The organism is Halobaculum sp. XH14 (genome assembly GCF_032116555.1).
GTDB lineage: Archaea > Halobacteriota > Halobacteria > Halobacteriales > Haloferacaceae > Halorarum > Halorarum halobium.
The window spans coordinates 569,106-593,919 of record NZ_CP134949.1 but is presented as its reverse complement, the minus strand read 5'-3'; the positions used below and the strand labels follow the sequence as shown (position 1 = coordinate 593,919).

Sequence of the window (24,814 nt, the reverse complement as noted above, 5' to 3'; positions counted from 1 at the left end):
AGTGGAATACTCCGATAGCGGTAGGTGACGCTTCGTCTGGAGGGCCGAAGCGTCAGCGGGGACCAATTCACGGGCGGCCGGCCGCGTTTTTGCGGCCCGCCGCCCCTGGTTTCTCAGATTCGTGAGCCACGGCGCCGTCGACGACCGCGGCGTCGGATTTCACGCGGCGCCATCTTTTTGACGACGTGACTACCTCTGACGACGCTATTCGACGCTGAACGCGCCGTCAGCGGTGTGGTCGCCCTCGTCCCACTCCAGCTCGAACTCGACGCTCAACTCGTCCTCCCCGCCGCCCGTCTCCCGCTCGGCTTTCACCTCGAACGTCACCTCCGCGGGAACGTCGAGCGTGAGCGACTCCTCGCCGGCCGAGAGGGTGAGGTCCCCACCGCCGTCGAGTTTGTCGGCAACGTCGCGCAACAGTGCGGCGACGTCGGCTCTGCTCCGGCGACGCTCCGTCTCGAAGATGACTTCCTCGGGCATGGGACGGTTTTACGCTCCGGACCGGCATAAGCCCCCCGCCGGCCTGTCGGCAGGCGGATACGGTCCGATCGGCGAACGTTACAGTCGGATTACGTGTCCTCGGCGGGTGGAACCCTCCGAAATCAGCCACGGACGGCCGGCTTCCGGCGGGAGGCCGATATGTTTATTTCGAACCGACAATAACCGTCGTACAGAACTTACCAATGTACGACCTGACCGGGTTCCAGCGGGACCTGCTGTACACCATCGCCGGACAGGAGGAGCCGCACGGGCTGGCGATCAAGGACGAACTCGAGGACTACTACGAGAAGGAGATTCACCACGGCCGACTCTACCCGAACCTCGACACGCTGGTCGACAAGGGGCTCGTCGAGAAGGGCGAGCGCGACCGCCGAACGAACTACTACACCCTCACGCGCCGCGGCCGCCGCGAGATCGAGGCCCGTCGCGAGTGGGAGGACCAGTACGTCGACCTCGAGGAGTGAGGACCCGGTCGGGAGGCGGGGCTCACGCCTCCTCTTGCCCGCCTGACCCCACCGACGCGTCCGACGGGCCGTCCGCGGTTCCCCCGTCGGCGCTCTCTACGTCCCCGTAGACGAACGGTTCATCGACCGTCAGGTACGACGGGTCGACCGCGTACGGCTTGATCTCGGTCCCGGAGATCAGCTCCGGGAGGACGATCCTGACGAAGTGGACCACGAGCACGAGCAGCATCGGCAGCAGGAAGATGCCGTACCAGCCGAACAGCAGCGGTCCGAGCGTGTAGGCGACCATCACCGCGCCCACGTGCAGCGACCGTCCCGAGACGTAGGGGCGAAGCACGAGGTCGGGGATGGTGTCGACGACGACGAACGAGGCGAGCGCGAACAGGAGGACGAACCAGAGCGTCTCGGTCGCACCCAGCGCTACCGCGCGGCCGGCCATGAAGATGCCGACCGGGAAGTAGACGAGCTTCATGCCGACGATGGGGATGAGGCTCGCAGCGCCCGCGAGCAGGCCGACCAGCGCCGCGGCCGGGATCGCCGCGCCCTGCGGGGCGACCACGTTGAGCACGGAGTAGACGATGACGCCGATGGTTCCCGTGAGGACGGCGTTCAGGATGTTGCCGAAGAAGATGCTGTTGTAGTCCCTGTCGATCGCTCGCCCGTACGCCTCGGCGACGCCGCCCTGGTCCGCGTACCGGACGACGTACCGCCACAGCCGACTTCCGTCCCTGAGCAGGTAGAACGCGAGCGCGAGCATCACGAACAGGTGAATCAGGGCCGTGCCCAGCAGCGCGATCGTGTCGATCGCCCCCGACAGCGAGTCCAGCACGCTCTGGAGCGTGTCGGCCGTCATGTACTGCTGCCAGTCCATCGCCAGCAGCACCTCCGGGTCGGAGACGGACTCGAGTAGCTCCCGATCGACGCCCGGGAGGTCCGTGGGGTCGAACACCCCGTTGCCCGCCAGCGTCGACACCTGGTCTGCGACGATGAGCAGCGCGTAGGCGACGAGCACCATCGCCGGGAGCGCGAGCGCGAAGATGGCGACCCCGGCGGCGATGCTCGGCTGGGGGATCCGTCGGCGGATCCGCCTGTAGACCGGCCGGGTCGAGTAGTAGATGAACACCCCGAAGACGAACGTCCCGACGAACGAGTAGACGACGAACAGCACCGCGGCGGCCAGGACGGCACCGACGCCCCACCAGGTCGCGCGGCCGCGGTCGATCGCCGAGATTCCCATACCCCCTTCCGTCGCGGAACCGACAAAAGCGTGTCGTGGACGTGATCGGAACGAACCGGCCGCAAGCCCGAGCCGAACGAACCGCCGTCCGGGGAGAGATTTAAGGAGTGCTATTGAGTACTACATAGCCATCATGGTCCCCCTGCAGGCTGACGCCCTCGCCGGCTCGCTCTCACAGCCCGTCGTCCGGCTGGTGCTCGCGGCCGTCCTCGGGCTGTTCCTCGGACTGGAACGCGAGTGGTCACAGAAGACCGCCGGCATCCGGACGTTCTCGCTGACGAGCCTCGTCGCCGCGGTGTTCACGCTGTTCGCCCTGCAGACCCGCTTCGGCGAGGCGTTGCTCGCCGTCGGGGGCGTGCTCGTCATCGTCCAGGGGGTGTTGCTGGCGGTGCGGGGTCTGCGCAGGGACCGCGAGGACGAGTCGCTCTCGCTCACGACCTCCGTGTCGCTGATGGCCGCGTACGGCGTCGGCGCGCTCGTCGCCGCGGGCTACGTGCTCGAGGGCGTGACCGTGGCGTTCGTCTCCTCGGCGCTGCTCGTGTTGAAGCGGGAACTCCACTCGTTCGCCGGCGACCTCTCCCGCGAGGAGCTCCGTTCGATGATCGAGTTCGCCATCCTCGCGTTCGTCGTCTACCCGCTGCTTCCGGCCGGCAGCCAGACGGTCCTCGGGATCACGTTCGAACCGCGCGTCGCCTGGCTGATGGTGGTGACCGTCGCCGGCATCGGCATCGTGAACTACGCGCTCGTCCGGACGTACGGCGGCCGCGGCATCGCGGTCACGGGGTTCCTGGGCGGGCTCGCCTCCTCGACGGCCGTCGTCGGCACGATGCTCGATTACGTCCGGGACCAGTCGACCGGGGCGTCCTACGCCGTCGCCGCGGTGCTGCTCGCCAACGCCGCGATGGCCGTGCGGAACCTCGCCATCGCCGTGGCGTTCACGGTCGGCCACGACGGGCCGATGTTGACCGGGGTGTTCGTCCCGCTCGGGCTGCTCGTGCTGGGTAGTTTCGCCGTCGCCGGGCTGACCGCAGACTGGACCGAGCACGTCGACGTGGACCTGGAGTCGCCGTTCTCGCTGAAGAACGCGCTCGCGTTCGGCTCGGTGTTCCTGTTCATCCTCGCCGGGAGCAGCGTGGCACAGGCACAACTGGGCACCGCCGGGCTCTACATCACCGCGTTCGTCTCGGGACTCGTCTCCTCGGCGGGCGCGACGACCTCGGCCGTGCTCCTCTACCGTGCGGGCAGCATCGGCGAGGAGGCGGCCGTCGTCGCCATCCTGCTCGCAACCGCCGCGAGCGTGGCCGTCAAGGCGGGGCTGGCGCTGGCCGGCCCGCCAGGGTTCGGGCGGCGGGTCGCGGGATGGAGCGCGACGCTGCTCGTCGTCGCGGGCGGCGCGACCGTCGTGCTGGCGATCGTCTGACCGCGCGGGGTGGGCGCGAGCCCCGACGAAACGGACGACGACGGCGCGCCCGCCCGGCAATCACTGTCGGGAGGGAAACGATTACAACGAGTTTATTTCCGGGCCTGCCGTCCCGCCGACATGGACCGCGACACCGTCGAACCCAGCGTCACGACCGTGCCCGGAAAGCGGGCACGGGAGTGGGCCGAGTACCACCGTGACGCGGCCGCGACGAGCACGTACGTCTACGATTTCGTCTGGGACATCACCGCCGACGCCGAGGGACCGTTCGTCACCGACGTCGACGGCAACGTCCTGCTGGATTTCACCTCCCACGTCGCCGCCGCCCCGCTCGGGTACAACAACCCGAAGATCATGGACCGGATGGCCGAGTTCGACCTCGTCGACCCGACGAAGATCGCCGGGCAGGACTTCTACGTCTCGGACGGCAGCGACCCCGGCGACTCGACGCTCCCCGGCCCCGCCGACCTGATGCACCGCCTCACCGACGTCACGTCCCACTACGGGATGGACACGGTGTTCCTCTCGAACTCCGGCGCGGAGGCCGTCGAGAACGCCATCAAGATCTGCTATGACGACTCGGGCGGCGGGAAGTACGGCATCACGTTCGACGGCGCGTTCCACGGCCGGACGCTCGGCGCGCTCTCGCTCAACCGGTCGAAGTCCGTCTACCGCAAGCGGTTCCCCGAGATCCAGGGGGTTCACGACGTCCCGTTCTGTGACGACGCGGGCGAGGACCCCGCCGCCTGCGACTGCGGCTTCTTCGTCGACGGCGGCGACACCTCCGTCCTCCGCGAGAAACTCCACCCCAAGCGCGGCCACATCAACCCGGAGGAGGTCTCCTACCTCATCATGGAGCCGATCCAGGGCGAGGGCGGCTATCGGTTCCCCTCGCCGGCGTTCATGCGCGAGGTCGCGGACCTGTGTGGCGAGTACGACATCCCGCTCGTCGCCGACGAGATCCAGTCGGGCATCGGCCGGACGGGCGAGCTGTGGGGCTCGGACCACTACCCGATCGAACCGGACGTCATCACGGCCGCGAAGGGCGCCCGCGTCGGCGCGACGATCGGCAGGGACGAACTGTTCCCGGACGAGCGATCCCGGCTCTCCTCGACGTGGGGCGCGGGCGACGTCGTCGCGTCGATGCAGGGCACCTTCACGCTGGAGGCCATCGACGAGTACGACCTGCTCGACAACGCGACGGCCCGCGGCGAGCAGTTCATGGAGACGCTGCGCGACGCCGACCCGGACGGCGTGGTCGACGTGCGCGGGAAGGGGCTGATGCTCGGCGTCGAGTTCGAGTCGACCGAGCGCCGGGACGACGTCCAGCACCAGGCGCTCACCTCGGGCCTGCTCACGCTCGCCTGTGGCACCACCGTCCTGCGCATCCTCCCGCCGCTGGACGTCACCGAGCGCGAGATCGACGTCGGCGCACACATGCTGCTCGACGCGATCGAGGACGCGGCGTAGAACTGAATCGGGCCGAACCCCGTTTCCGCGCAACTGCCGACCAACCGACTGCGGAGTCACCAGCATCAGTACCGCGAGCGAGGGAAGCGCGGCGAAGCCGCGCCGACCGTGGCTCGCGGCATTTTGGCATCGACGGGTTTTGCGGGGGTTCGACGGCCGAGCGAGGAGGACCCCCGGAAAAGAGGTCGTGGTTCGTTCCTACATCTGGTACCGTCGCTCGTCGTCGCGCTGCGGGTACTGGTCCTGCCCGGTCATCTCGTCGTAGGTCATCCCCGCGAGATACTCGTCGTAGGTGACGTCGAACCCCTCGCGCAGGTTGAAATCCAGGTCCGCGGTGTCGACCGTCTGCCGGAACAGCGCGTGGATGCCGCGCCGGACCAGTTCGTCGCGGTCGGCGTCGAAGGCGGCCGCCAGCAGCGCGAGTTCGTTGCGACTCTGTCGGTCGAGTTCCACGGTCGTCTCCTCGTCCAGGTCGGCGTAGGCGTCGCCGACGGCGTCCTCGAGGTCGTCGAGTCCCATGTGGAGCGCGAGGGTCGAGCGCGGGATACCAGTTACGCTACGCCGTCTTGATGGCGGCCGCGACGGCCGTTCCCATCAGGGCGATGGCGGCGACGGCGGCCGTCGCGCCGAACGACGACCCGGCCACGAGCGAGAGCGGGACCGCGACGACGCCGACGCCGGCACCGAGGGTCACTGCGGAGCGGGACACGGGCGGGGGAAACCGGGTGACGGTTGTAAGTCTTCCGTGCTGGTCCGCGGGGTGTCCGGGCGACGACACGTCCGGGGCCGCGGCGCGACCCCGGCCCGACGCTCGTCACGCCGGACAACCGGGAGCCATAAACGCCCGCTCCCCCCAGGCTCCCACGATGAGCGAGCGCCTCCCGGAACTGGCCGCCGACGCGGACCCGGACGCCGTCCGCGAGGCGCTGGTGTCGTGGTACGAGGCCGACCACCGCGCGTTCCCGTGGCGGCGGACCGACGATCCGTACCGCATCCTCGTCTCGGAGGTGATGAGCCAGCAGACGCAGCTCTCGCGGGTCGAGCAAGCCTACGCCGACTTCCTCGACCGCTGGCCCGCGGTCGACGACCTCGCGGCCGCCGACCGGGGCGACGTCGTGGCGTTCTGGTCGGACCACTCGCTCGGCTACAACAACCGCGCGAAGTACCTCCACGAGGCTGCCGGGCAAGTCGTTTCGGAGTACGACGGCGAGTTCCCCGAATCGCCCGACGAACTGCAGGAGCTGATGGGCGTCGGCCCGTACACCGCGAACGCGGTCGCCTCGTTCGCGTTCAACGCCGGCGACGCCGTGGTGGACACGAACGTAAAGCGCGTGCTCCACCGCGCGTTCGGCGTCCCCGACGACGACGCGGCGTTCGAGGAGGCCGCGACGTTTCTCATGCCCGAGGGCGAGTCGCGCGTCTGGAACAACGCCGTCATGGAACTCGGCGGGGTCGCGTGCGGCGGGACCCCGCGCTGTGACGAGGCGGGCTGTCCGTGGCGGCGCTGGTGTCACGCCTACGAGACGGGCGACTTCACCGCTCCCGACGTGCCCGAACAGCCGAGTTTCGAGGGGAGCAGGCGGCAGTTCCGCGGCCGGGTCGTGGGGACGCTCGGCGAACACGACGCGCTCGCGCTCTCGGAACTGGGACCCCGCGTCCGCGTCGATTACGGCGGCGACACCGGGGAGGAGTGGCTCCGCGGGTTGCTCAGTGATCTGGCCGACGACGGGCTGGTCGAACTGGCCGAGCGCGACGGGGAGACGGTGGCGACGCTTCGCCGCTGAACCCTACGCGACCTCGGAACTCGACGCCCGGTTCAGGAAGTAGACGGCGACCGCGCCGAGCACCAGGTCGAGCGCGCCGAGCACGGCGAGCGCCGGGACGAGCGTGTTCCACATCCCGCCGAAGACGGTGACCTCGATGACGGTCATGACGTCCTGCCCGAACATCAGCGCCCGCGCGGCGTCGACGCCGTACGTGATCGGGTTGAGGGCGGCGACCGTCCGGACCCACCCCGGGAGGATGTCGAGCGGGAGGAACGCGCTCGAGAGGAACAGCAGCGGGAACTGGAGCAGGTTCACCGCGATGATGGTCGACTCCTGGTCGCGGGTCAAAAGCGCCGTGATGTTCGAGAACGCCGTGAACCAGACGGAGAAGACGATGCCGACCGCGACGATGCCGACCGCGCCGGCGAGGCCGGTGGCGACGTACTCGCCGGGGCTCGCGCCGGTGTCGAACCAGAGGAGCACGTAGCCGAGCGTGAGGATGATACAGATCTGGACGACGACCCGCAGCACCTCCGAGAGCGACTTGCCGAGGAACACCGCGCCGCGGTGCATCGGTGAGACGAGCACCTTCTCGAACATCCCGTTCTCGATGTCGTCGACCAGCCCGATGCCCGACGTCGTCGCGGCGATGAGCGCCACCTGGATGACGATGGCGGGGACGAGGTAGGTGACGTAGCTCACGTCCGCGCCGAGGCTCCGCCCGATGGCGGCGCCGGTGATCTGGCCGAACACCTCGGTGAAGAGGACGAGGAAGATGACCGGGTTCAGCAGCGAGACCGTCATCACGAACGGGTTCCGCGTCGTCTTCAGCACCCAGCGTTTCAGGTTCACCCACGTGTCCGAGAGGAACCCGGTCCCGGGTGCCGTCCGACCGCCTCCGGTCCCGGCGCTCATTTCGTTGCCTCCGTGGCCGTCTCCGCGGACGAGTCCCCCGTCGATCCCTCGCCGGCAGGGTCGGCCGCTCCCTCGTCATCCGGACCGCCGTCGTCGGGACCGCTGCCGTCGTCGCCGAGCCCCTCGTCGGTGACGGCCAGGAACACGTCGTCGAGCGTCGGGCTCCGGACGTTGAACCCGGTGACGGTAAAGCCCGCGTCCCGCAGCGCGACGAGCAGGTCGGTGCCCAGCCGCCTCGCGTCGCCCGACGTAACGCTGATCCCCTGCTCGATCGGCTCGACGGGCTCCCCGGCGTCGAAGAGCCCCGACTCGCGCGCGACCTCGCGTGCGCGCTCGATCGAGTCCTCGTCGGGGTCGGCGAGGGTGACCTCGAGGACGTCGCCCCCGACCCGGGACTTGAGTTCCGCGGGGGAGCCGGAGGCGACGATCCGGCCGTCCCTGATGACGCTGATTCGGTCACAGAGGTGATCGGCTTCCTCGAGGTACTGGGTCGTGAGGAACACGGTCGTCCCCTCGTCGTTGATGCGCTCGAAGTACTCCCAGAGGCGGTTGCGCGCCTTCGGGTCGAGACCGGTCGTCGGCTCGTCGAGGAATACGATCGGCGGCTCGTGGGCAAGCGCTGTCGCGACGTCGAGCCGCTTTTTCATGCCGCCCGAGAAGTCCTTCGCCTGCTTGTCGGCGACGTCGGCGAGATCGACCAGTTCGAGCAGTTCGTCGATGCGGTCGGCGCGCCGTCCGGCGGGGACGCCGTACGCCTCGCAGGCGAACCGGACGTTCTCGCGCGCGGTGAGCTCCGGGTCGATGCTCGTCTCCTGGGCCATGTAGCCGATCGACTCCCGGACCGAGCGCGACTCCGAGACCACGTCGTAGCCGTTGACCGTGATCGCCCCGCCGGTCGGTTTCAGGAGCGTGACAAGCGTCTTGATCGTCGTCGTCTTTCCCGCGCCGTTCGCGCCGAGGAAGCCGAAGAACTCGCCCTCGGGGATCTCGAGGGTCACGTCCTCGACCGCCTCCGTCCCGTCGGCGTACGTCAACTCGACGTTGCGAGCGTCGATTGCGTTCACGCCATCGGCAACGGCGAGGGCTCGCATAGACCTTGGGACGGGGCGATCGTTCGACCGTGTGCCCGGCGGCGATCGCCGAGCCGGCCGATCGGGGCGCCACCGGGTCGGGAGTGAAACGTCAGTGATAGATCCGCCAGTCACGACCCGTACTCGTCGTGCGAACGGTCCCCAAGCAACTTCGTCACACCCCCGCCGTGGACCACAAACGGTTTATCCGGGTCGGCCCGCGGAGGTGGTATGCCTACCTGCCAGAACTGCGAGTCGTTCGTCACGGAACGGTACGTCAAGGTGTTCGAACCCGAGGGGATCACCAGCCCCCGGGCGTGCCCGCACTGTGAGGACATGGTTCGTCGCGGGAAGACGGTTCGCGCGAAGAAGAACTGAGCCCGACTCGTGACAGCGGCTGGACCGGAACGGCTTTGCCGCTCGGTCTGACACTCTCGAATCATGTCCGGTCCCGACGCCTCCACCCCACGACGCCTCCATCGCCTCCTCGAACACTACACCCCCGACGGCCTGCTCGGCAGAGTACTGCTCGGGCTTCCGATGCTCGCCCTCGCGCCGGTTCTGTTCATCGGCGGCTTCGCCATGCTCGGCGGGCCGACCTCGCTTCTCGTCTTCCTCATGGGACTGCTCTTCCTGCTCGCGTCGCCGTTCAGTCTCCTCCTCGGCGTCGTCTGCCTCTGGCCCGTCTACCTCTCGCTCATCGGGAACGTGGAGTCGCCCGACGCGTACCCCGAGCAGGAGCGGTCGTTCGACGTGCGCCGGGAGGCCGCCGAGAACGCCGAGGCGACGCTGAAGCGCCGCTACGCGAAGGGCGAGATCTCGCGCGAGGAGTTCGAGAAACGGCTCGACGCGCTGTTCGACGCCGACGACCGACGACCCGGACCCGACCGTCGGGAGGGGTCCCGGACGCGACGGCGCGAGACCGAATCCTCACGGTAGCAGGGTGGGCAGCCAGCGATCACACCTCTCTGAAGCCTGACTCCGACCGGGGGCTCGCATCCGCTCGCAGGGTTCGGGTCACGCCTCTCTGAAGCGTAGGTGTAAGCGATGGCCTCACCTCCGTTCGGCCGGCTGGCACCTACGCTTCGAACGAGACGCGATCGCTATCGGTGGCCTCGCCTCCGGTCGGCCGGCTAGCGATCACGCCTCGCCGTACACGGGAACGGCGGCCCCGCTCGTCGGCGTCGCGGCGTCCGAACAGAGGAACAGCATCACCCGCGCCACCTCCGCGGGCTTTACCCACTCGTCGCTGTACTCCATCATCTCGCGGTTCGTCGGCGTGTCGAGCACCGACGGCATGACGCAGTTCGCACGTACCGTTCCCAGGTTCTCCTCGGCGACCGACTCGGTGAAGATGCGCACGCCGGCCTTGCTCGCCCGGTAGAGCGCGTCGCCCTCGCCGCCCTCCAGCCCGGATCGGGCCGACACCGCCACCATCGACCCCTCCGTCTCCCGGAGGTGCGGCAGCGCGTGCTTGGTCGCGAGGAACGCCGTCTTCAGGTTCACGTCGAACAGCATCCCGAACTGGTCGCCGTCCGTCTCGCCGACCGGATCGCCGCCGCGCCAGGTGCCCGCGACGTTCAACAGGCAGTCGAGGCGACCGTGTCGGTCGATCACGTCCTCGATCGTCGCCTCGACCTCGGCCTCGTCGGTGAAGTCCGCCCGGTGGAACGTCGTGTCCTCGCCGGGGTCGAGCAGGCTGTCCTCGTCGTCGACGTCGATCACGTCACAGGCCGCGACCGTCGCGCCGGCGTCGGCGAACGCCTCCGCGACGGCGCTGCCGAGCGCGCCGCAGGCGCCGGTGACCAGCGCGACTCGATCCGTGAAGTCGAACTCGGCGTGCATGGGGCGTGGTTCGGCGCGACCGACCACAAAGGTACCGTCGGTGGGCCGCTCCGACGCCCCGCGAACGGTTCCGAACCGGCTACGGTTCGATGACCAGCTTTCCGAGGAAGCTGTCGGCCATCACGTCCCGCTGGGCCTCGCCCGCCTCCGCGAGGTCGTAGCTCCGATCCACCTCGACCGTCAGGTCGCCCGCCTCCCAGAGCGTCGCCAGCTCGGCCAGCGCGTCCGCGAGGCTCGGCGTGTTGAACATCGACATGAGCTGGAGCCGCAGGTCCTTCGAACGGGCGCCGGCCGAACTGTCGAACCCGATCGCCTGCTCGTTCTCGCCGATGCCGACGACGCGGGCGCCGTGGGCGGCGACGTCGGCGTCGAACTGGAGGTAGTCGTCGAGCCGGTGGTCGAGGACGACGTCGACGCCGTCGCCGTCGGTCGCGTCCGTCACCGCGTCCGCGAGGTCGTCGCGGTCGTAGTCGAACGCCGCGTCCGCGCCGAGTTCGTGGAGCCGGTCGTGGTACGCCGGCGAGGCGGTGGTGAGGACCCGCGCGCCGGTCGCCGCCGCGACCTGGACCGCGGCGTGGCCGACGCCGCCCGAGCCGCCGTGGATCAGCGCGGTCTCGGCGGGGCGGAGGTCCGCGTGCTCGATCAGCGCCCGCCAGGCCGTGACGGCGGCGACGCCCGCGCCGCCGGCCGCCCGGAGGTCCGCGTCGTCCGGGAGCACCGCGAGACGGTCCGTCGGCACCGCGACGTACTCCGCGTAGCCGCCGGGCATCGCCATGCTCAGCCCCGTCGCGTACACGAGGTCCCCCTCGGCGATCCCCTCGACTCCCTCGCCGACTTCGACCGCCTTGCCGGCGGCGTCGACGCCCGGAACCGCGGGCAGTGCGTACGGCGTGTACGACCCCTCGCGGAAGTACGTGTCCACCGGGTTGACGCCGGCCGAGGCAACCTCGACGAGCACCTCGTCGGGACCCGGATCCGGTCGGTCCACCTCGTCGACCCCCAGCACCGATTCGTCGCCGTGCTCGTGAAAGCGGACTGCGCGCATGGTCACTCCTCCCGCGGAGCGGGCATAAAACCGGCCGCCGAGGCGAGGTGGACCGACGGACTGATTTCCCGTGCGCGAGACGGGCGTCTCATGTCCCTCCGACGGGTCGGGTTCACGACGTTCGCGGCCGCGCTGTTCGTCGGAACGGTGCTGCTGGTGCTCGACCCGGTTCTCGCCACCACCGAGGCGTTCTGTCCCGGCCAGCGGTCGCTCTCCGAGTACGTCCTCCAGGGCGTGCAGGTCTGGCCGCCGCGCGTGTTCTACTCGAACGGCTGTAACGCCAGGACGCTCGACCCGACGTTCGCGCTCGCGTACCTCCTCGCGCTGTTCGGCCTCGTCGTCGCGGCGGCCGGCCACGTCCGGGCGTCGCTCGGAACGGAGTAGCGGGTCGGAGCTGGGGTGACGGCTCCCCCCGTAATCGACCGCGCTGCCGCGGCAGCACGTGACCGAATCGTCGGGATTTAAGCGCGCGAGGACCCGGTTTCGAAACGGATGAAACTTCACGAGTATCAGGCGAAGGAGGTCTTCGCCGACGCCGGGATTCCGACCCCGGACTCGCGGCTCGCGTCCACCGTCGAGGAGGTCGTGGACGCGGTCGCGGAGATCGGCTACCCGGCCGCCATCAAGGCGCAGGTACACGTCGGGGGACGTGGCAAGGCCGGCGGGATCAAGATCGCGACCAGCGAGGCCGAGGCGCGCGAGGCAGCCGAGGACATCCTCGGCATGGACCTGAAGGGCTACACGGTCGAGAAGGTCCTCGTCGAGGCCGGCGTCGACTTCGAGAACGAGCTGTACGTCGGCATCACGATGGACCGCGGCGAGGGCGAGCCAGTCGCCATGGTGTCGACCGAGGGCGGCGTCGACATCGAGGAGGTGGCCGCCGAGACCCCGGAGGCCATCGCACGCGAGCACGTCGACCCCGCGTTCGGGCTCCACCCGTACCAGGCCCGGAAGGTCGTCTACGAGGCCGGAATCCCGCGCGACGTCGCCGGCGACGTCGCCTCCATCGTCTCGACGCTCTACGATCTCTACGAGGCGAAGGACGCCGCGGACATCGAGATCAACCCCGTCATGATCACCGCCGACCGCGAGGTCGTCGCGGCCGACGCGGTGATGAACATCGACGAGGACGCGCTGTTCCGCCAGCCCGAACTGGCCGAGATGGAGGAGGAGGCCGCCGAGGACGACCTCGAGGCGAAGGCGAACGAGTACGGCTTCGACTACGTCCGCCTCTCGGGCAACGTCGGCATCATCGGCAACGGCGCGGGCCTGGTGATGACGACGCTCGACCTCGTGGACCACTACGGCGGGTCGCCCGCGAACTTCCTCGACATCGGCGGCGGCGCGAAGGCCGAGCGCGTGGCGAACGCGCTCGACATGGTGTTCGCCGACGAGAACGTCGACTCGGTCGTGTTCAACATCTTCGGGGGCATCACCCGCGGCGACGAGGTCGCCAAGGGGATCAACGAGGCGCTCGAGCAGTTCGACGAGATCCCGAAGCCGGTCGTCGTCCGCCTCGCTGGCACGAACGCCGAGGAGGGGATGGAGATCCTGAACACCGACCTGGTGCAGGTCGAATCGACGCTGGAGGACGCCGTCCAGCGTGCGGTCGCGAACGCCGAGGAGGTGAACCAATGAGTGTATTCGTCGACGACGACACCCGCGTCGTGGTGCAGGGCATCACCGGCGGGGAGGGGAAGTTCCACACCGAACAGATGCTCGCGTACGGCACCAACGTGGTCGCCGGCGCGGTGCCGGGCAAGGGCGGCCAGGAGGTCGCCGGCGTCCCGGTGTACGACACCGTGAGCGAGGCCGCGCGCGAGGAGGACGCCGACGCCTCGGTCGTGTTCGTCCCGCCGGCGTTCGCCGGCGACGCCGTCTTCGAGGCGCTCGACTCGCCGGTGGACCTCGTCGTCGCCATCACCGAGGGCATCCCGACCCAGGACATGGCGAAGGTGAACAAGCGCCTCTCCGAGGTCGACACCCGCCTCCTGGGTCCCAACTGCCCCGGCATCATCACGCCGGGCGAGGCGAAACTGGGCATCCTGCCGGGCAACATCTTCGAGTCGGGCGACGTCGGCCTCGTCTCCCGCTCGGGGACGCTCACCTACCAGGTCGTCTCGAACCTGACCGAGCGCGGCATCGGCCAGACGACCGCCATCGGCATCGGCGGCGACCCGATCATCGGCACGTCGTTCGTCGACGCGCTCGACGCGTTCGAGTCCGACCCCGACACCGAGGCGGTCGTGATGTGCGGCGAGATCGGCGGCGAGGACGAGGAGCAGGCCGCCCAGTTCATCGCGGGGAACATGGACACGCCCGTCGCGGGCTTCATCGCCGGGCGGACGGCCCCGCCGGGCAAGCGCATGGGCCACGCGGGCGCGATCGTGAGCGGTTCGGGGACGGGGACCGCGGAGTCGAAGATCTCGGCGCTCAACGACGCGGGCGTTCCGGTCGGTGACACGCCCAACGAGGTCGCCGACCACATCGAGGACTTCCTCTAGCGTCGGTTCGTTTCGGTTTCCCGGAGTTTCGAGTTCGGTGGAAGGGTTTTCGGCGACGCGAACACCTCGAAAGCCCCCGCGGCGCTCGACTCGGTGCGGCCGCTGTGCTCCTCGCCTCACTCGCTTCGCTCGTTCGGCTGCGGTGCTTGTCGGTCCGCGCCCGCGTCGACTTACGGGAGAGCACGCTCTCCCGAATTCACGGGCGCAAGCGCCCGTGAACGCCGCGGCCCCTTTCAGTCCCACCCACCGCACGGCACCGCACCGCACCTCTCCCTCCCCAGCCTCCTGTGCTTCTCGCCTCGGTCGCTCCGCTCGCTGGCCTGCGATGCTCGTCTTACCTCGGAGCGAGCTCCTCGGAACGCACCCTCGTGGTTCGAAAGACGCCAGGGCGTCTTTCGTCAGTACGGGAAACCGACGGTTCCCCGTCAGCGGTCGGATTCCGTCGGAATCCGACAGCATCACGAAAATCTTCGATTTTCGAACGACAGCGCGAGCGAAGCGAGCGCGAGGAGCGCAGGCGTGGTCCCCCGAGCCGACAGCCGCGGGGGCTTTCGAGGTAGCCGTACTCCCGGCGGAAGGAAATCCACCACAGACCCACACTCGAACCCATGCCACACCGCAACACGGCGGGAGAATCGTTAAGTGAACACCCACGAACGTGGCAGGTACCGACGCAAGTCGGCCGGACTCCGATGACCGCCACTACCACCACCGGCACGCTCGCTCACGCGACCAGTGCCGGCTATGGCGAGTGGCGGTCCGATTCCCCGATGGCGAATCCGAAGGGGAACGCGGACGGACTCCGGTTCGACGTACGGTCCGCCTCCATCGCCGCGTGAACGCGACGACGCTTCGGGCGAACGCCCGAACGGAGGCGGACTCTCCCTGTCCTTCCTACCGTTCGGGTCATCGTCCCGGCGACGTCCACGTTCCCGCGGCCACTCCCACGGAACCGCATCGGGGTGCACGAACCGCACCCACGCGGAGTGGCCCGACGCGCGTTCGACTCGCGCGGGGAGCCTATGTCGGTCCAACTGGCCCGACTGGCCGATGCCAGCATGACAGTCGCGGTGTCCCGTGCCGCCCCCGGCGACCTCGCCGCGGGCGTCGAAACGAAGCTCGCCCGCCTCGACGGCGTCCGCGCCGTGGAGTCGCTCGAGCTGTGCGGCCTCCAGCCCGGCCTGAACGACCTCACCGTCGAGGTCGAGACCACGCTCGCGCTGGACGCCGACTTGCCCGACGAGCCGGCGGCGCTGGCCGCCGACTTCGAGGACGCCTTCGGCGTCTCGGCGGTCACCGTCGACGCGACGCGCGGCGTCCCGCCCGACGCCGCCGAGGCTGCCGACGGCACCGCCGCCGACGCGGCCTGACCCGCGGTTCAGCCGACGCAAGCACGACTGCGGTTCAGCCGACGCGGTCTTTTCGGCGACGCCGACCCCGTAGCCCGCGGAACGAAAGACGGTAGTGGCCGCCCCGAGGAGTGGCCCGCATGGACGTTCTCTCGCCGGCCCGCGGCCTGCTCGCGACCGGGCCGCTCTGTGATCACTGCCTCGGCCGGCCGTTCGCCGACCGCTCGTTCGGCCTCGGCAACGCCGACCGCGGCCGCGGGCTCCGGGTCGCGCTGGCGCTGGCCGACGACGAGGACTACGACGCGCCCGACCCCGCGGAGTGCTGGGTCTGTGAGGGCGCGACCGCCCGGTTCGACGAGTGGGCCGAGCGCGCCGTCGATGCCGTCGAGGGCGTGGAGTTCGCCACCTACCAGGTCGGCACGCGCGTCCCCCCGCTGCTGGAGGAGAACGAGGCCCTGCTCCGCGAGGACGCGGGCATGGACCCCGAGGCCGGCGAGCCGCTGCGCAAGGAGTGCAACCGCGAGGTCGGCAAGCGGTTCGGGCGACTCACCGACACCGAGGTCGACCTGGGCCGGCCCGACGTGCAGTTCCTCCTCGACCTGGAGGCCGACCGCGTCGACGTCGAGGTCAACTCGGCGTTCGTCTACGGTCGCTACCGGAAACTGGAGCGGGACATCCCCCAGACTGAGTGGCCCTGCTCGGACTGCCGCGGCTCGGGACGCGACGGCGCGGACCCGTGTCCCACGTGCGAGGGGACGGGGTTCCTGTACCCCGAGAGCGTCCAGCAGCTCACCGCGCCGGTCGTCGAGGACGTGATGGACGGCGTCGACTCGGTGTTCCACGGCGCGGGCCGCGAGGACGTCGACGCGCTGATGCTGGGCACCGGCCGCCCGTTCGTCGTCGAGGTGGAGGAGCCCCGCCGGCGCGACGTCGACGTGGAGCGGCTGGAGGCCGACGTCAACGCCCTCGCGGAGGGGAAAGTCGAGGTTGAGGGCCTGCGGCTCGCGGGCCACGGGATGGTCGAGCGCGTGAAGCGGCACGACGCGAGCAAGCGCTACCGCGCCGCGGTCGAGTTCGGCGGGGACGTGACCGCCGACGAACTCGCGGACGCGCTCGACAGCCTCGACGGGGCCACCATCGAGCAGTACACGCCCAACCGGGTGGACCACCGCCGTGCCGCCAAGACCCGGACACGCGTCGTCCACGACGTCGAGGGCAAACTCGCGGACGCCCGGCACGCGACCGTCGACGTCCACGGCGAGGGCGGACTGTACATCAAGGAGCTGATTTCCGGCGACGAGGGCCGGACGGAGCCGAGCCTGGCGGGCCTGCTCGGCGTCGACGCGGTCGTGACCGCGCTCGACGTGCTGGCCGTCGAGGGCGAGGAGGAACCGTTCGAGGACGAGGCGTTCTTCCTGGACTGACCGGGGGCGTCGATACCGAGAGCCGCCACGGCGCGCGTGACGGCGAGCCCCGCAGGGGCGAGCAAACGCGCGCGAGGGACGAGCGACCGAAGGGAGCGAATCGGCTGGGGAGGGTGCGGTGGCGGTCAGGTGGGACTGAACGGGGGCGTTCGAGGCAGTCGAAGCACGGAACGTGTCGACGGAAGAGCCGACGAACCCGACGGATCCCGACACCCACTCGGACATCCTCTGGTAACCAAATTCAACCGAATCAGCCACTGAGGCCCGAGAAAACCCCCGATTTTTTCACCCACACTCCCGAACGCCATGTGGGGAGATACCATGTGCCATCACAGTGAAATCGAGGAGTGGGAGGCGATCCGGGAACGGCTCGACGAGGCGGCGGCGGAACCGACCGACGAGCCGGCGGCGGAACCGACCGACGAGCCGGCGAAACCGGAGGAGACAGCGCCGGATGCCGAGGAGGAGCGCGAGGAGTCCGAGGTGCCCGACGTGCCGACGTCGCCGGCCGGCGACTGAGCGGTCCGGACGCCGCCCGGAATCGGACCCAGCCCCGTTTTTCGCCGCACCGCCCGGATCCCACGTCGCAGCCGCGCCCGCATGACAACCGCTTAGTCGTCGCCCGTCGACCACCCGCCCATGCTCGGCGCCGACGAGGCAGGCAAGGGACCCGCGCTCGGGCCGATGGTCGCGGCCGCGGTCAGCGCGCCCGAGGAGGCCATCCCGGACGGCGTCGACGACTCGAAACGCCTCCCCGCGGAGCGACGCGAGCGACTCGACGCGGCGCTTCGGAAGCACCCGGACGTGTCCGTCGGGGTCGCTCTCGTCACGCCGACGCGCATCGACGCCCCGGAGACGGACATGAACCGGCTCACCGCCGCCGGGCAGGCCGAAGCGCTCGCCCAGGTCGCGGACGCCGGCGAGGAGGCCGTCGTCGACGCCGGCGACGTGAGCGAGACGCGCTTCGCGCGACGGGTCCGGGAGGGCGTCGCCGACGCGGACCCGGGCGTCGACATCGCGGTCCGCGGCGAGCACGGCGCGGACGAGTCGTACCCGGTCGTCGCGGCCGCGAGCATCGTCGCCAAGGTGGAGCGCGACAGCCGGGTCGCAGCCATCGACGAGGAGTACGCCGACTACGGGGGCGTCGGCAGCGGCTACCCGTCCGATCCGGCGACGAGGGAGTTCCTGCGCGAGTACGTCGGTGCGACCGGTGACCTGCCCGACTGCGCCCGGCGCTCGTGGGCGACGTGTGCGGACGTGCTCGCCGCCGCGGAGCAGTCGGCACTGGAGGAGTTCTGACCCCGCGCGGCACCCTTCGCCGCGAGCGCGTTCCGAGTTCCCGCGATCAGTCGTCGAACAGCAGCGAGAGGAGTTTCCGCTGGCCGACCCGGAGGTGGCCGCTCAACGTCGGCTGTGAGACGCCGAGCGACCGCCCGACGTCCTCGGCCGAGCTCTCGCGTGGCCACTCGAAGTAGCCGCTGTGGTACGCGAGCCGGAGCGACTCCAGTTGTCGCTCGGTCAGTCGGTCCTCGACCTCCTCGTAGAACGACTCGTGGGTCGGCGACCGCTCGGTCACCCACTGGACGGACGTCACCGCAGTCCCGGGGTACGCCTCCCGGAACCGGTCGACGAACGAGCGCACGTCCGCGGTCTGCGGGACGGCCACGACGAGTTCGACCGCGTCGGTGCTCACGGTGAACTCGGTCACCGAGCCCGTGAACGACCGCACCGTCGTCAGGACGCTCGAATCGACGCTGAACACCGCCTCGAACAGTGACGCCCCCTCGCGGTCCGCGACAAGCCGGGCCGACGTCACGCTCACCGACTCGTCGGCGACCGAGAGCACCGTCTCGGAGGGCACGTCCGCGACCGTGAAGAACAGCCGAAGCTCGTCGTCGGACGCCGGCAGGACGGTCTCGACGTCGAGCGGGCCTCCGATCCGGTCCGCAAAGCGGAGCAGGCGGCTCCGCGAGTCGGTGATCCGTAGCCCAACCTCCGTCAGCCTGTCCGCCTGGAGCCCCGCCCGCGTCTCGGTCGCGTCGATGGCGTACGCGATGGTCGCCCCGAGCTCCTCGAGCACGGTCCGTTCCATCTCGGTCAGCGCGTTCGCATCCCCGGCACAGACGTTCAGGACGCCGTACTCGGTCCCCTCGTACACGAGCGGGACGCTGATGGCCGAGTTGAAGCCGTTCTCCAGTGCGACCCGTCGCCAGTCGTCGAACTCGGTGGTCGTCAACACGTTCGGGACCGGACAGGCCTGCCCCGAGTTCATCGCCCGGCGTTCGGGACGCTCGACGACGTCGCGGTCGTCGGTCGATCCGTCGGCCCCGCTCGCCGCGCCGGCCGTCGAGTAGAGTTCGTCGAGGTACTGCTCGCCGTCGCCGGCCCACTGCTGGGGAGTGACGTGCTCCGAGAGCGGGTCCCGGTCGCCGATCCAGACGAACCGGTAGGAGTCGGCGTCGGCCAGGCGGTCACAGACGACGCGTTCGATCTCCTCGCGGTTCGAGGCGCGGACGAGCGCCTGATCGATCCGTCGGATCGTCCGGTTGATCCCGTCGAGGTGGCGCAGTTCCTCGTTTCGGCGTTCGAGCGTGCGCTCGTGTTCGGCCCGTTCGAGCGCGGTGTGAGCCGAGAGCGCGACGGTGCGCGCGAACTCCACGTCGGCCTCGTCGAAGGCGTACGCCCGCGTGGAGCCGACGAACATGACGCCGTAGCGGTCGAGCGGGAACGCCATCCCGCTCTGGAGAACCGCGTTCAGTTCCGTGAGTTCGTCGTCGGACTGGAAGTTCGAGAACACCCGCGCGTCGTCGGCCTCGAACGTGTTCCGGAGGAGGTCGCGGTAGCTCCCGGGCAGCGAGACGGCGTCCGCGTCCGCCCGCCCCGAGAGCGCCACGCGCTCGGGGCGCAGTTCGTCGGCCTCCTCGTCGTAGGAGAACACGGCCGCGACCGACGGGGAGAGCCCGCAGTCGACGGTCGTGACCGTCCGGTCGACGATGGTGTCCGTGTCGCCGTGAACCAGGTCCCGGCCGGAGTCGGCCAGCGCCGAGAGCGTCCGTTCCCGTTCCTCCAGGCGGCCGTGGGCCCGGACCCGGTCGAGGTGAGCGTCGACGAACTCCTCGACGCCGGCCGAGGGGGTCTCGGCTGCGAAGAACTCCTCGGGCGGGAGGTACGCGAAGTTCTGCGTGACGGTGGCGTTGTACACCTGATGGGGGTGTGCCCGGACGATGTCGTACAGCAGGTCCGCGGGGAACCGGGTCCGGTCGTACTGGCACAGGCCGATGACGGGGTTCTCGGGGAAGTAGTCGTTGAGCTTTCCCTCGTACTCGACGATCCGGTCCAGCGTGTCGGTGTCCTCCTCGAGCGCCCACGTCATCTCGCCCGTGATCCGGAAGCGGTCGTAGCCCTCGTCGTGGATCACCTCCCGGGCAGTCTCGTCGACGTACTCGATCATCTCCTCGGCGTCGAACTCGTCGTTCCGCCCGTAGGTGTCGGCCTTCGAGTGGAAGGTGAGCACTCCCGACTCGAGCGCCGCATCGACGTCGACGCCGCCCCGCGCCAGCGCGTCGACGATGTCCGCCCGCGAGTTCTCGTCGAGGACGTACATCACCCGCTCGTTCCGTTCGAGCCCCTGTCGGACGAAGGGGACGACCGCGGAGAGCTGTTCGGCGCGGGTCTCGTAGATGAGCGCCCGGTGGTTCTCCGGGCCGCCGTCGCCGTCCGGTCCGTGCTCGTGTCCCTGTCGGGCGGGACCGGGGGAGCCGGGGCCGTTCGGCTCCGTCCCGACGGGGTCGCCATCGGTCGGCTCGGACTGTGAGTTGTGGGACATCGAACGAATAAGCCTCTCCACCCCGTTATCGCCGAACGCTGAAAAGGAGCACGCCCCACCTACTAGCGAGTGGCTTGCGAGCGCGTCCCGAACCCGGGCGGACGAACGCTTCCACCGGCGACCGTCACGGAACGGCGAGGACGTGATCGAGGAAACCGGCCGCCCGGGGAACTCGGGCGATCGAGGAAACCGAGCGAAGCCGCCGGGGTCACGCCGCGGCCCAAATCTGGATAGGGACCGAGTTCGGGGCGGCACATCCTGATAGGTGAAAGCCGAAAACTCCCGTGGGTCGTACCGTCGGTGGATGACATCGGAGGCACGCGAAATCACGCGGGAAGTGGGGACCGACACGCTCGTGGGGACGATCGTCGACGCGGTCGCGGCGGCGAAGCGGACGGACCCGACCGAACTGGACACGCGACTGAACGACGCCGTCGACCCGGACGCGATCGAGTCGCTGTTCGACACGCCCGGGAGCGAGGGACGTGGGACCGACGCGTTCGTGCAGTTCGGGTTCGCCGAACACGAGGTCCGCGTCCACGCGGCGGGGGAGGTCACCGTCACTCCGACGGCAGCGAGCACGGTCGAGACGCCGAGCACCCCCGCCGACGACTGAACCGGCGACCGCGACGTGACGCGCGTGGTCGCGCCTGCGGCCACCGATCCGGCGCGTGAGGCCACGGGGGAGTGAACGGACGGTACGCGTTCCGTTACCGGAGCTGTTTCTCCAGCACGATTTCGTCGTACTCGCGGTACGCCAGCGGGTACTCGCCCGTCTTCTCGTAGCCACGATCCCGATACAGGGCCGGCAGGAACGGGTGGCCCTCGGGCGTCGTGAGCCGGACGGTTTCGGCACCCAGGTCGCGGCCCGCCTCCTCGGCGTGGTCTAACAGCCGCCCTCCGATTCCCCGTCCCTTCCAGCGGTCGTGGACCGCCAGCCGACCCAGTTTCACGCGACCGGGGTCGGTCTCCTCGAGCCTGACCCCGCCAACCGGGTCGTCCCCGACCGTGGCGACGTACACCCGACGTTCGCTGATCCACTCGGCGACCTCGGCCCCGGTGGCTGACTCAGCCTTTGCGGGGAACCCGAGTTCGCGATTCCGCTCGTAGGCGCTCCGATACACCGCGGCGAGCCGGTCGGCGTCGGCCGTCCGCGCCGGCCGGACCTCGAGGTCGTCCATCGACCACACGCTACGGAAGGCGGTCCGGTAGTCGTTTTCGTCGCGGCGGTCGGACGGCCCGGCGGCTTCCGGGTCCAGAGGACGTCGAGGGCGTCCGTTCCGAACTCCGCTCCCGTACGGTGATTTCTCGAAGCGTATCCGAACTCGAAGAACCCCGGGGCGTCAGCCCGAGCCGGTCACTGCTCGGTCAGCAGCGCCCGCAGGATGTCGCCGTAGGCGGGCCGGGTGATGAGCACCCCGACGAGCACGCCGAGGATGGTGAAGATGGCGAACCCCTGCAGGTCGCCCAGCGAGAGCACCGCGAGCGGCGACATGGCGATGATGGTCGTCGCGGCGGCCGCGCCGATGACCCAGAACGCCTTGCGGAAGCGCGACTGGAACACCCGGCGGGAGTTCACCTCGCCCTCGCTCATCACCTCGTCGGCGATGATGACCAGGTCGTCGACCCCGGTCCCGATGACCGCGATGAAGCCGGCGATGACCGCCAGATCCAGCGGGTACTGGATGAGCGCGGCGAAGCCGAGCAGCGCGAACACCTCGGACATCGCGGTGACGACCATCGGGGCCGCCACCTGCAGGTCGCCGTACCGGAAGAAGACGACGATGCTCACCGTGAGCACGGCGACGATGCCGATGATGAGCGAGTCGGTCCGGAACGTCTCACCCTGGGCGGCCGTGATCGAGGTCGTCGTCCCCTGGTCGATCGCCAGCGGCGCGGGGAGCGCACCGGCGTCGAGGTCGACCGCGACCTGCTGTGCGTCCGAGTAGTTCCCGGTCACCAGGATGAACGTCGGGTTCTCGGCCCACTCGCCCGAGCGCATCGACCCGGCGAGGTCCCCGTCCATGCCGAACGAGGAGACCACGGCCCCGTCACGGACGACGAGGATGCACGGCTGGGTGTTCTGCGGGCTCGACTCGAAGGTACAGACGGTGCCGCCCTGCTGGGCGACGCCCGTCTCCTCGAACTGGCGCTGGACGCGTTCGGCCTGGTCCGCCCGCACCGAGACCTGAACGTGCGGGCCGGGCCCCTGCTCGCCGCGCTGGGCGCTGCCGATGCGCTGGAAGTCCTCCTGGCGGATGACGGTCGTGTTCGTGTAGCCGGAGCCGTTCGCGGCGGGGTGGTAGGCGACGACGCTGACGCTCCCGCGCGAGCTGACCAGGTCGAGCACCTCCGAGCGGTCCTCGTTGGGCACCTCCACGAGGATGAACGTCTCGCCGCCGGCGGTCGTGGTGTCGGTCACGCTCCCGCCCGAGAGGCCGGCCGCGTTGATCTTCGACTCGAGCGTGCTGACCATGTCGTCGATGGTGGCCTGGGTCACGCCGTCGCTGACCTCGCCGTGGGCATAGCCGGCTTCGTCGAGTGCCGTCGCCAGTTCGTCGGTCGTCGCGTTCCGGCTGACGACCTCGACGGTGCCGTTCGTGCCCGTGGTCTGTCGGGCGATGACGTCGGTCGATTCCACGCCCTCGAGGTTCCCCGCGACGGCGATCTCGACCTCCGAGAGGCTATCGCCGCCGAAGCGAACGTCCTCGGCGGTGATGCCGACCACCGGCGCCCGGACCTGGGTGCCGCCCGAGAGCCCGAGCCCGTACTTCAGGTTCGTCGCCGTGTCGGGGGCCGAGGAGCCCTGCTGGCCGAAGCCCGGCGCGAAGAGGAACCCCGCCGAGAGCACCAGCACGACCACGAGCAGCGCGACGCGCCAGTTGTCGCGCACCGAGTCGAGGACGCTCATCGCGCCACCCCCTCGAACTGGTACCAGCGCAGCAGGCTGAGGTTGAGCAGATACGTGTTCATCAGGTCGGCAGCCAGCCCGAACACCAGGATGATGCCGATGCTGGAGAGCAGGCCGATGCCGAACAGCGACGCGGTGAGCGCCATCACGGCCATCGCCGCGAGCGAGGTGAGCGTCATCGTCACGCCGGTCCGCATCGCGCGGTGGGTCGACTCGTAGAAGTCACCCGACCGCCGGAGGATGTGGTTGTTCAACAGGATGTCCGAGTCGACCGAGTACCCGATGAGCATCAGGAGCGCGGCGACGGTCCCGAGCGTCAGTTCGATGCCGAACAGGTTCATCATCGCGACCGGGATGACGATGTCCGAGAACGCCGAGATGACGACCGCGATGCTGGGGACGAACGACCGGAACAGGGCGAACACGAGGACCGCCATCCCGGCGAACGCCACGCCGACACCCAGCAGCGCGAGCAACTGCGTGTCTTCGCCGAAGCTTGCGGACACGTCGCTGGTCGACCGGACGGTGAAGTCCGCCGCCTCCGCCTGCGATTCGAGCTCCGCGGTCGTGGCGTCGGCCTCCTTGAACGTCAGGATGTAGACGTCGCTGTCGACGACCGACTGGACGCTGTCCGGCTCGGCAGAGAACGCCGAGTCGATCTGTTCCTGGGCGTTCCCCCCGTCGACGGCGACCCTGAGTTCGGTCCCGCCGGTGAACTCGACGCCGGGCGTGACCGGCGAGCCCGTCGTGGCGTAGAACCCCCCGATGACGAGGAGGGCGACCGCGAGCACGGCGAGGGGAACCGCCGCGAGTTGTCGGTTCGTGTACCGGGTGTAATCGACCTCCGGTACCTCGAAACGAGCCATGGGGCCGACTCCCCCCGCGGCCCGAATAAGCCTTCTTATGTTCGAGGACGGCCGGCGCGGCCACGTCGCTCGTCCTCGCCAGAGGAGGCCCGAGCCTGCCCTCGCCGATGGCGGGCCGTCCGCCGGCCAGCACGCTCCCCCCGGACGAGCCAGGTCAGCCGGTGGCCGGACTCGCCCGGCCGATGACCGGGCGCACCGAAC

Annotated in this window: 26 protein-coding genes; 14 read left to right on the top strand and 12 right to left on the bottom strand. The window is 69.7% G+C overall.

What is annotated here, in order from left to right:
- Positions 1–204 precede the first annotated feature (204 nt).
- A complete protein-coding gene (locus tag RJT50_RS02900) occupies positions 205–480 on the bottom strand; it encodes an amphi-Trp domain-containing protein (protein ID WP_313693926.1) in 276 nt (91 codons plus the stop codon).
- A gap of 203 nt (positions 481–683) precedes the next feature.
- On the opposite strand from RJT50_RS02900, the gene RJT50_RS02895 reads away from it, so the two are divergent.
- Positions 684–965 (top strand): PadR family transcriptional regulator, encoded by a 282-nt coding sequence (locus tag RJT50_RS02895; protein WP_313693924.1) that lies wholly within the window; start codon positions 684–686, stop codon positions 963–965.
- 22 nt (positions 966–987) lie between these two features.
- Here the strand turns inward: RJT50_RS02895 and RJT50_RS02890 are convergent, their stop codons facing one another.
- Entirely contained in the window at positions 988–2,202 is a 1,215-nt protein-coding gene (locus RJT50_RS02890; protein WP_313693921.1) for an AI-2E family transporter, read from the bottom strand.
- Between the two features lie 133 nt (positions 2,203–2,335).
- Between RJT50_RS02890 and RJT50_RS02885 the strand changes: the two genes are divergently transcribed.
- Entirely contained in the window at positions 2,336–3,622 is a 1,287-nt protein-coding gene (locus RJT50_RS02885; RefSeq protein ID WP_313693920.1) for an MgtC/SapB family protein, read from the top strand.
- Between the two features lie 120 nt (positions 3,623–3,742).
- On the top strand, positions 3,743–5,092 hold the full coding sequence (locus RJT50_RS02880; protein WP_313693919.1) for an aminotransferase class III-fold pyridoxal phosphate-dependent enzyme: 1,350 nt from the start codon (positions 3,743–3,745) through the stop codon (positions 5,090–5,092).
- Positions 5,093–5,290: 198 nt separating this feature from the next.
- Here RJT50_RS02880 and RJT50_RS02875 read toward each other — a convergent pair whose 3' ends face one another.
- On the bottom strand, positions 5,291–5,611 hold the full coding sequence (locus RJT50_RS02875) for a ribbon-helix-helix protein (RefSeq protein ID WP_313693918.1): 321 nt from the start codon (positions 5,609–5,611) through the stop codon (positions 5,291–5,293).
- Between the two features lie 37 nt (positions 5,612–5,648).
- A complete protein-coding gene (locus RJT50_RS02870) occupies positions 5,649–5,801 on the bottom strand; it encodes a hypothetical protein (RefSeq protein WP_313693917.1) in 153 nt (50 codons plus the stop codon).
- Positions 5,802–5,958: 157 nt separating this feature from the next.
- Between RJT50_RS02870 and RJT50_RS02865 the strand changes: the two genes are divergently transcribed.
- A complete protein-coding gene (locus RJT50_RS02865; RefSeq protein ID WP_313693915.1) occupies positions 5,959–6,876 on the top strand; it encodes an HhH-GPD family protein in 918 nt (305 codons plus the stop codon).
- 3 nt (positions 6,877–6,879) lie between these two features.
- Here the strand turns inward: RJT50_RS02865 and RJT50_RS02860 are convergent, their stop codons facing one another.
- On the bottom strand, positions 6,880–7,773 hold the full coding sequence (locus RJT50_RS02860) for an ABC transporter permease (RefSeq protein ID WP_313693914.1): 894 nt from the start codon (positions 7,771–7,773) through the stop codon (positions 6,880–6,882).
- On the bottom strand, positions 7,770–8,837 hold the full coding sequence (locus RJT50_RS02855; protein ID WP_313693913.1) for an ABC transporter ATP-binding protein: 1,068 nt from the start codon (positions 8,835–8,837) through the stop codon (positions 7,770–7,772). Before RJT50_RS02855 ends, RJT50_RS02860 begins: the two co-directional genes overlap by 4 nt.
- Before the next feature lie 237 nt (positions 8,838–9,074).
- On the opposite strand from RJT50_RS02855, the gene RJT50_RS02850 reads away from it, so the two are divergent.
- Together RJT50_RS02850 and RJT50_RS02845 are read left to right on the top strand one after the other, a co-directional pair.
- Positions 9,075–9,221 carry a DUF7563 family protein gene (locus RJT50_RS02850; RefSeq protein WP_179169186.1) on the top strand — a complete coding sequence of 49 codons (147 nt, stop codon included), beginning with the start codon at positions 9,075–9,077 and terminating at the stop codon, positions 9,219–9,221.
- Between the two features lie 63 nt (positions 9,222–9,284).
- Entirely contained in the window at positions 9,285–9,782 is a 498-nt protein-coding gene (locus tag RJT50_RS02845; RefSeq protein ID WP_313693911.1) for an SHOCT domain-containing protein, read from the top strand.
- A 201-nt stretch (positions 9,783–9,983) separates the two neighbouring features.
- Here RJT50_RS02845 and RJT50_RS02840 read toward each other — a convergent pair whose 3' ends face one another.
- Complete coding sequence (locus RJT50_RS02840) at positions 9,984–10,688, bottom strand: SDR family oxidoreductase (protein WP_313693909.1); 705 nt, start codon at positions 10,686–10,688, stop codon at positions 9,984–9,986.
- Between the two features lie 79 nt (positions 10,689–10,767).
- A complete protein-coding gene (locus RJT50_RS02835; RefSeq protein WP_313693907.1) occupies positions 10,768–11,733 on the bottom strand; it encodes an NADPH:quinone reductase in 966 nt (321 codons plus the stop codon).
- A gap of 90 nt (positions 11,734–11,823) precedes the next feature.
- Between RJT50_RS02835 and RJT50_RS02830 the strand changes: the two genes are divergently transcribed.
- The 7 genes from RJT50_RS02830 (at position 11,824) to rnhB (ending at position 18,309) form a co-directional block, all read left to right on the top strand.
- A complete protein-coding gene (locus RJT50_RS02830; protein ID WP_313693905.1) occupies positions 11,824–12,117 on the top strand; it encodes a hypothetical protein in 294 nt (97 codons plus the stop codon).
- Between the two features lie 108 nt (positions 12,118–12,225).
- Positions 12,226–13,371, top strand: a complete 1,146-nt coding sequence (sucC, locus tag RJT50_RS02825) for an ADP-forming succinate--CoA ligase subunit beta (protein WP_313693903.1) — start codon at positions 12,226–12,228, stop codon at positions 13,369–13,371.
- Positions 13,368–14,237 carry a succinate--CoA ligase subunit alpha gene (sucD, locus tag RJT50_RS02820; RefSeq protein ID WP_313693901.1) on the top strand — a complete coding sequence of 290 codons (870 nt, stop codon included), beginning with the start codon at positions 13,368–13,370 and terminating at the stop codon, positions 14,235–14,237. Before sucC ends, sucD begins: the two co-directional genes overlap by 4 nt.
- A gap of 1,022 nt (positions 14,238–15,259) precedes the next feature.
- Positions 15,260–15,607, top strand: a complete 348-nt coding sequence (locus RJT50_RS02815) for a hypothetical protein (protein WP_313693899.1) — start codon at positions 15,260–15,262, stop codon at positions 15,605–15,607.
- A 119-nt stretch (positions 15,608–15,726) separates the two neighbouring features.
- Positions 15,727–17,010 carry a tRNA pseudouridine(54/55) synthase Pus10 gene (locus RJT50_RS02810; protein WP_313693898.1) on the top strand — a complete coding sequence of 428 codons (1,284 nt, stop codon included), beginning with the start codon at positions 15,727–15,729 and terminating at the stop codon, positions 17,008–17,010.
- Between the two features lie 306 nt (positions 17,011–17,316).
- Complete coding sequence (locus RJT50_RS02805; protein ID WP_313693896.1) at positions 17,317–17,529, top strand: hypothetical protein; 213 nt, start codon at positions 17,317–17,319, stop codon at positions 17,527–17,529.
- Positions 17,530–17,649: 120 nt separating this feature from the next.
- Complete coding sequence (rnhB, locus tag RJT50_RS02800) at positions 17,650–18,309, top strand: ribonuclease HII (RefSeq protein WP_313693894.1); 660 nt, start codon at positions 17,650–17,652, stop codon at positions 18,307–18,309.
- Between the two features lie 46 nt (positions 18,310–18,355).
- On the opposite strand, the gene RJT50_RS02795 is transcribed toward rnhB, so the two are convergent.
- Complete coding sequence (locus RJT50_RS02795; protein WP_313693891.1) at positions 18,356–20,836, bottom strand: MEDS domain-containing protein; 2,481 nt, start codon at positions 20,834–20,836, stop codon at positions 18,356–18,358.
- 304 nt (positions 20,837–21,140) lie between these two features.
- Between RJT50_RS02795 and RJT50_RS02790 the strand changes: the two genes are divergently transcribed.
- Entirely contained in the window at positions 21,141–21,452 is a 312-nt protein-coding gene (locus RJT50_RS02790; protein WP_313693889.1) for a HalOD1 output domain-containing protein, read from the top strand.
- 94 nt (positions 21,453–21,546) lie between these two features.
- On the opposite strand, the gene RJT50_RS02785 is transcribed toward RJT50_RS02790, so the two are convergent.
- The 3 genes from RJT50_RS02785 to secF all read right to left on the bottom strand — a co-directional run bounded on the left by RJT50_RS02785 (position 21,547) and on the right by secF (position 24,613).
- Entirely contained in the window at positions 21,547–22,017 is a 471-nt protein-coding gene (locus tag RJT50_RS02785) for a GNAT family N-acetyltransferase (RefSeq protein WP_313693887.1), read from the bottom strand.
- 176 nt (positions 22,018–22,193) lie between these two features.
- Positions 22,194–23,747, bottom strand: coding sequence for an MMPL family transporter (locus tag RJT50_RS02780; RefSeq protein ID WP_313693885.1), 1,554 nt, complete (start codon positions 23,745–23,747; stop codon positions 22,194–22,196).
- The gene (secF, locus tag RJT50_RS02775) at positions 23,744–24,613 is read right to left on the bottom strand and encodes a protein translocase subunit SecF (protein ID WP_313693882.1); all 870 of its coding nucleotides are present in this window, start codon (positions 24,611–24,613) and stop codon (positions 23,744–23,746) included. The genes RJT50_RS02780 and secF overlap by 4 nt, the downstream gene beginning before the upstream one ends.
- Positions 24,614–24,814 lie beyond the last annotated feature (201 nt).

Coding starts and splice junctions, on each gene's coding strand:
- RJT50_RS02900 (WP_313693926.1), bottom strand. CDS start 480: ATGCCCGAGGAAGTCATCTTCGAGACGGAGCGTCGCCGGAGCAGAGCC.
- RJT50_RS02895 (WP_313693924.1), top strand. CDS start 684: ATGTACGACCTGACCGGGTTCCAGCGGGACCTGCTGTACACCATCGCC.
- RJT50_RS02890 (WP_313693921.1), bottom strand. CDS start 2,202: ATGGGAATCTCGGCGATCGACCGCGGCCGCGCGACCTGGTGGGGCGTC.
- RJT50_RS02885 (WP_313693920.1), top strand. CDS start 2,336: ATGGTCCCCCTGCAGGCTGACGCCCTCGCCGGCTCGCTCTCACAGCCC.
- RJT50_RS02880 (WP_313693919.1), top strand. CDS start 3,743: ATGGACCGCGACACCGTCGAACCCAGCGTCACGACCGTGCCCGGAAAG.
- RJT50_RS02875 (WP_313693918.1), bottom strand. CDS start 5,611: ATGGGACTCGACGACCTCGAGGACGCCGTCGGCGACGCCTACGCCGAC.
- RJT50_RS02865 (WP_313693915.1), top strand. CDS start 5,959: ATGAGCGAGCGCCTCCCGGAACTGGCCGCCGACGCGGACCCGGACGCC.
- RJT50_RS02860 (WP_313693914.1), bottom strand. CDS start 7,773: ATGAGCGCCGGGACCGGAGGCGGTCGGACGGCACCCGGGACCGGGTTC.
- RJT50_RS02850 (WP_179169186.1), top strand. CDS start 9,075: ATGCCTACCTGCCAGAACTGCGAGTCGTTCGTCACGGAACGGTACGTC.
- RJT50_RS02845 (WP_313693911.1), top strand. CDS start 9,285: ATGTCCGGTCCCGACGCCTCCACCCCACGACGCCTCCATCGCCTCCTC.
- RJT50_RS02840 (WP_313693909.1), bottom strand. CDS start 10,688: ATGCACGCCGAGTTCGACTTCACGGATCGAGTCGCGCTGGTCACCGGC.
- RJT50_RS02835 (WP_313693907.1), bottom strand. CDS start 11,733: ATGCGCGCAGTCCGCTTTCACGAGCACGGCGACGAATCGGTGCTGGGG.
- RJT50_RS02830 (WP_313693905.1), top strand. CDS start 11,824: ATGTCCCTCCGACGGGTCGGGTTCACGACGTTCGCGGCCGCGCTGTTC.
- sucC (WP_313693903.1), top strand. CDS start 12,226: ATGAAACTTCACGAGTATCAGGCGAAGGAGGTCTTCGCCGACGCCGGG.
- sucD (WP_313693901.1), top strand. CDS start 13,368: ATGAGTGTATTCGTCGACGACGACACCCGCGTCGTGGTGCAGGGCATC.
- RJT50_RS02815 (WP_313693899.1), top strand. CDS start 15,260: ATGTCGGTCCAACTGGCCCGACTGGCCGATGCCAGCATGACAGTCGCG.
- RJT50_RS02810 (WP_313693898.1), top strand. CDS start 15,727: ATGGACGTTCTCTCGCCGGCCCGCGGCCTGCTCGCGACCGGGCCGCTC.
- RJT50_RS02805 (WP_313693896.1), top strand. CDS start 17,317: ATGTGGGGAGATACCATGTGCCATCACAGTGAAATCGAGGAGTGGGAG.
- rnhB (WP_313693894.1), top strand. CDS start 17,650: ATGCTCGGCGCCGACGAGGCAGGCAAGGGACCCGCGCTCGGGCCGATG.
- RJT50_RS02795 (WP_313693891.1), bottom strand. CDS start 20,836: ATGTCCCACAACTCACAGTCCGAGCCGACCGATGGCGACCCCGTCGGG.
- RJT50_RS02790 (WP_313693889.1), top strand. CDS start 21,141: ATGACATCGGAGGCACGCGAAATCACGCGGGAAGTGGGGACCGACACG.
- RJT50_RS02785 (WP_313693887.1), bottom strand. CDS start 22,017: ATGGACGACCTCGAGGTCCGGCCGGCGCGGACGGCCGACGCCGACCGG.
- RJT50_RS02780 (WP_313693885.1), bottom strand. CDS start 23,747: ATGAGCGTCCTCGACTCGGTGCGCGACAACTGGCGCGTCGCGCTGCTC.
- secF (WP_313693882.1), bottom strand. CDS start 24,613: ATGGCTCGTTTCGAGGTACCGGAGGTCGATTACACCCGGTACACGAAC.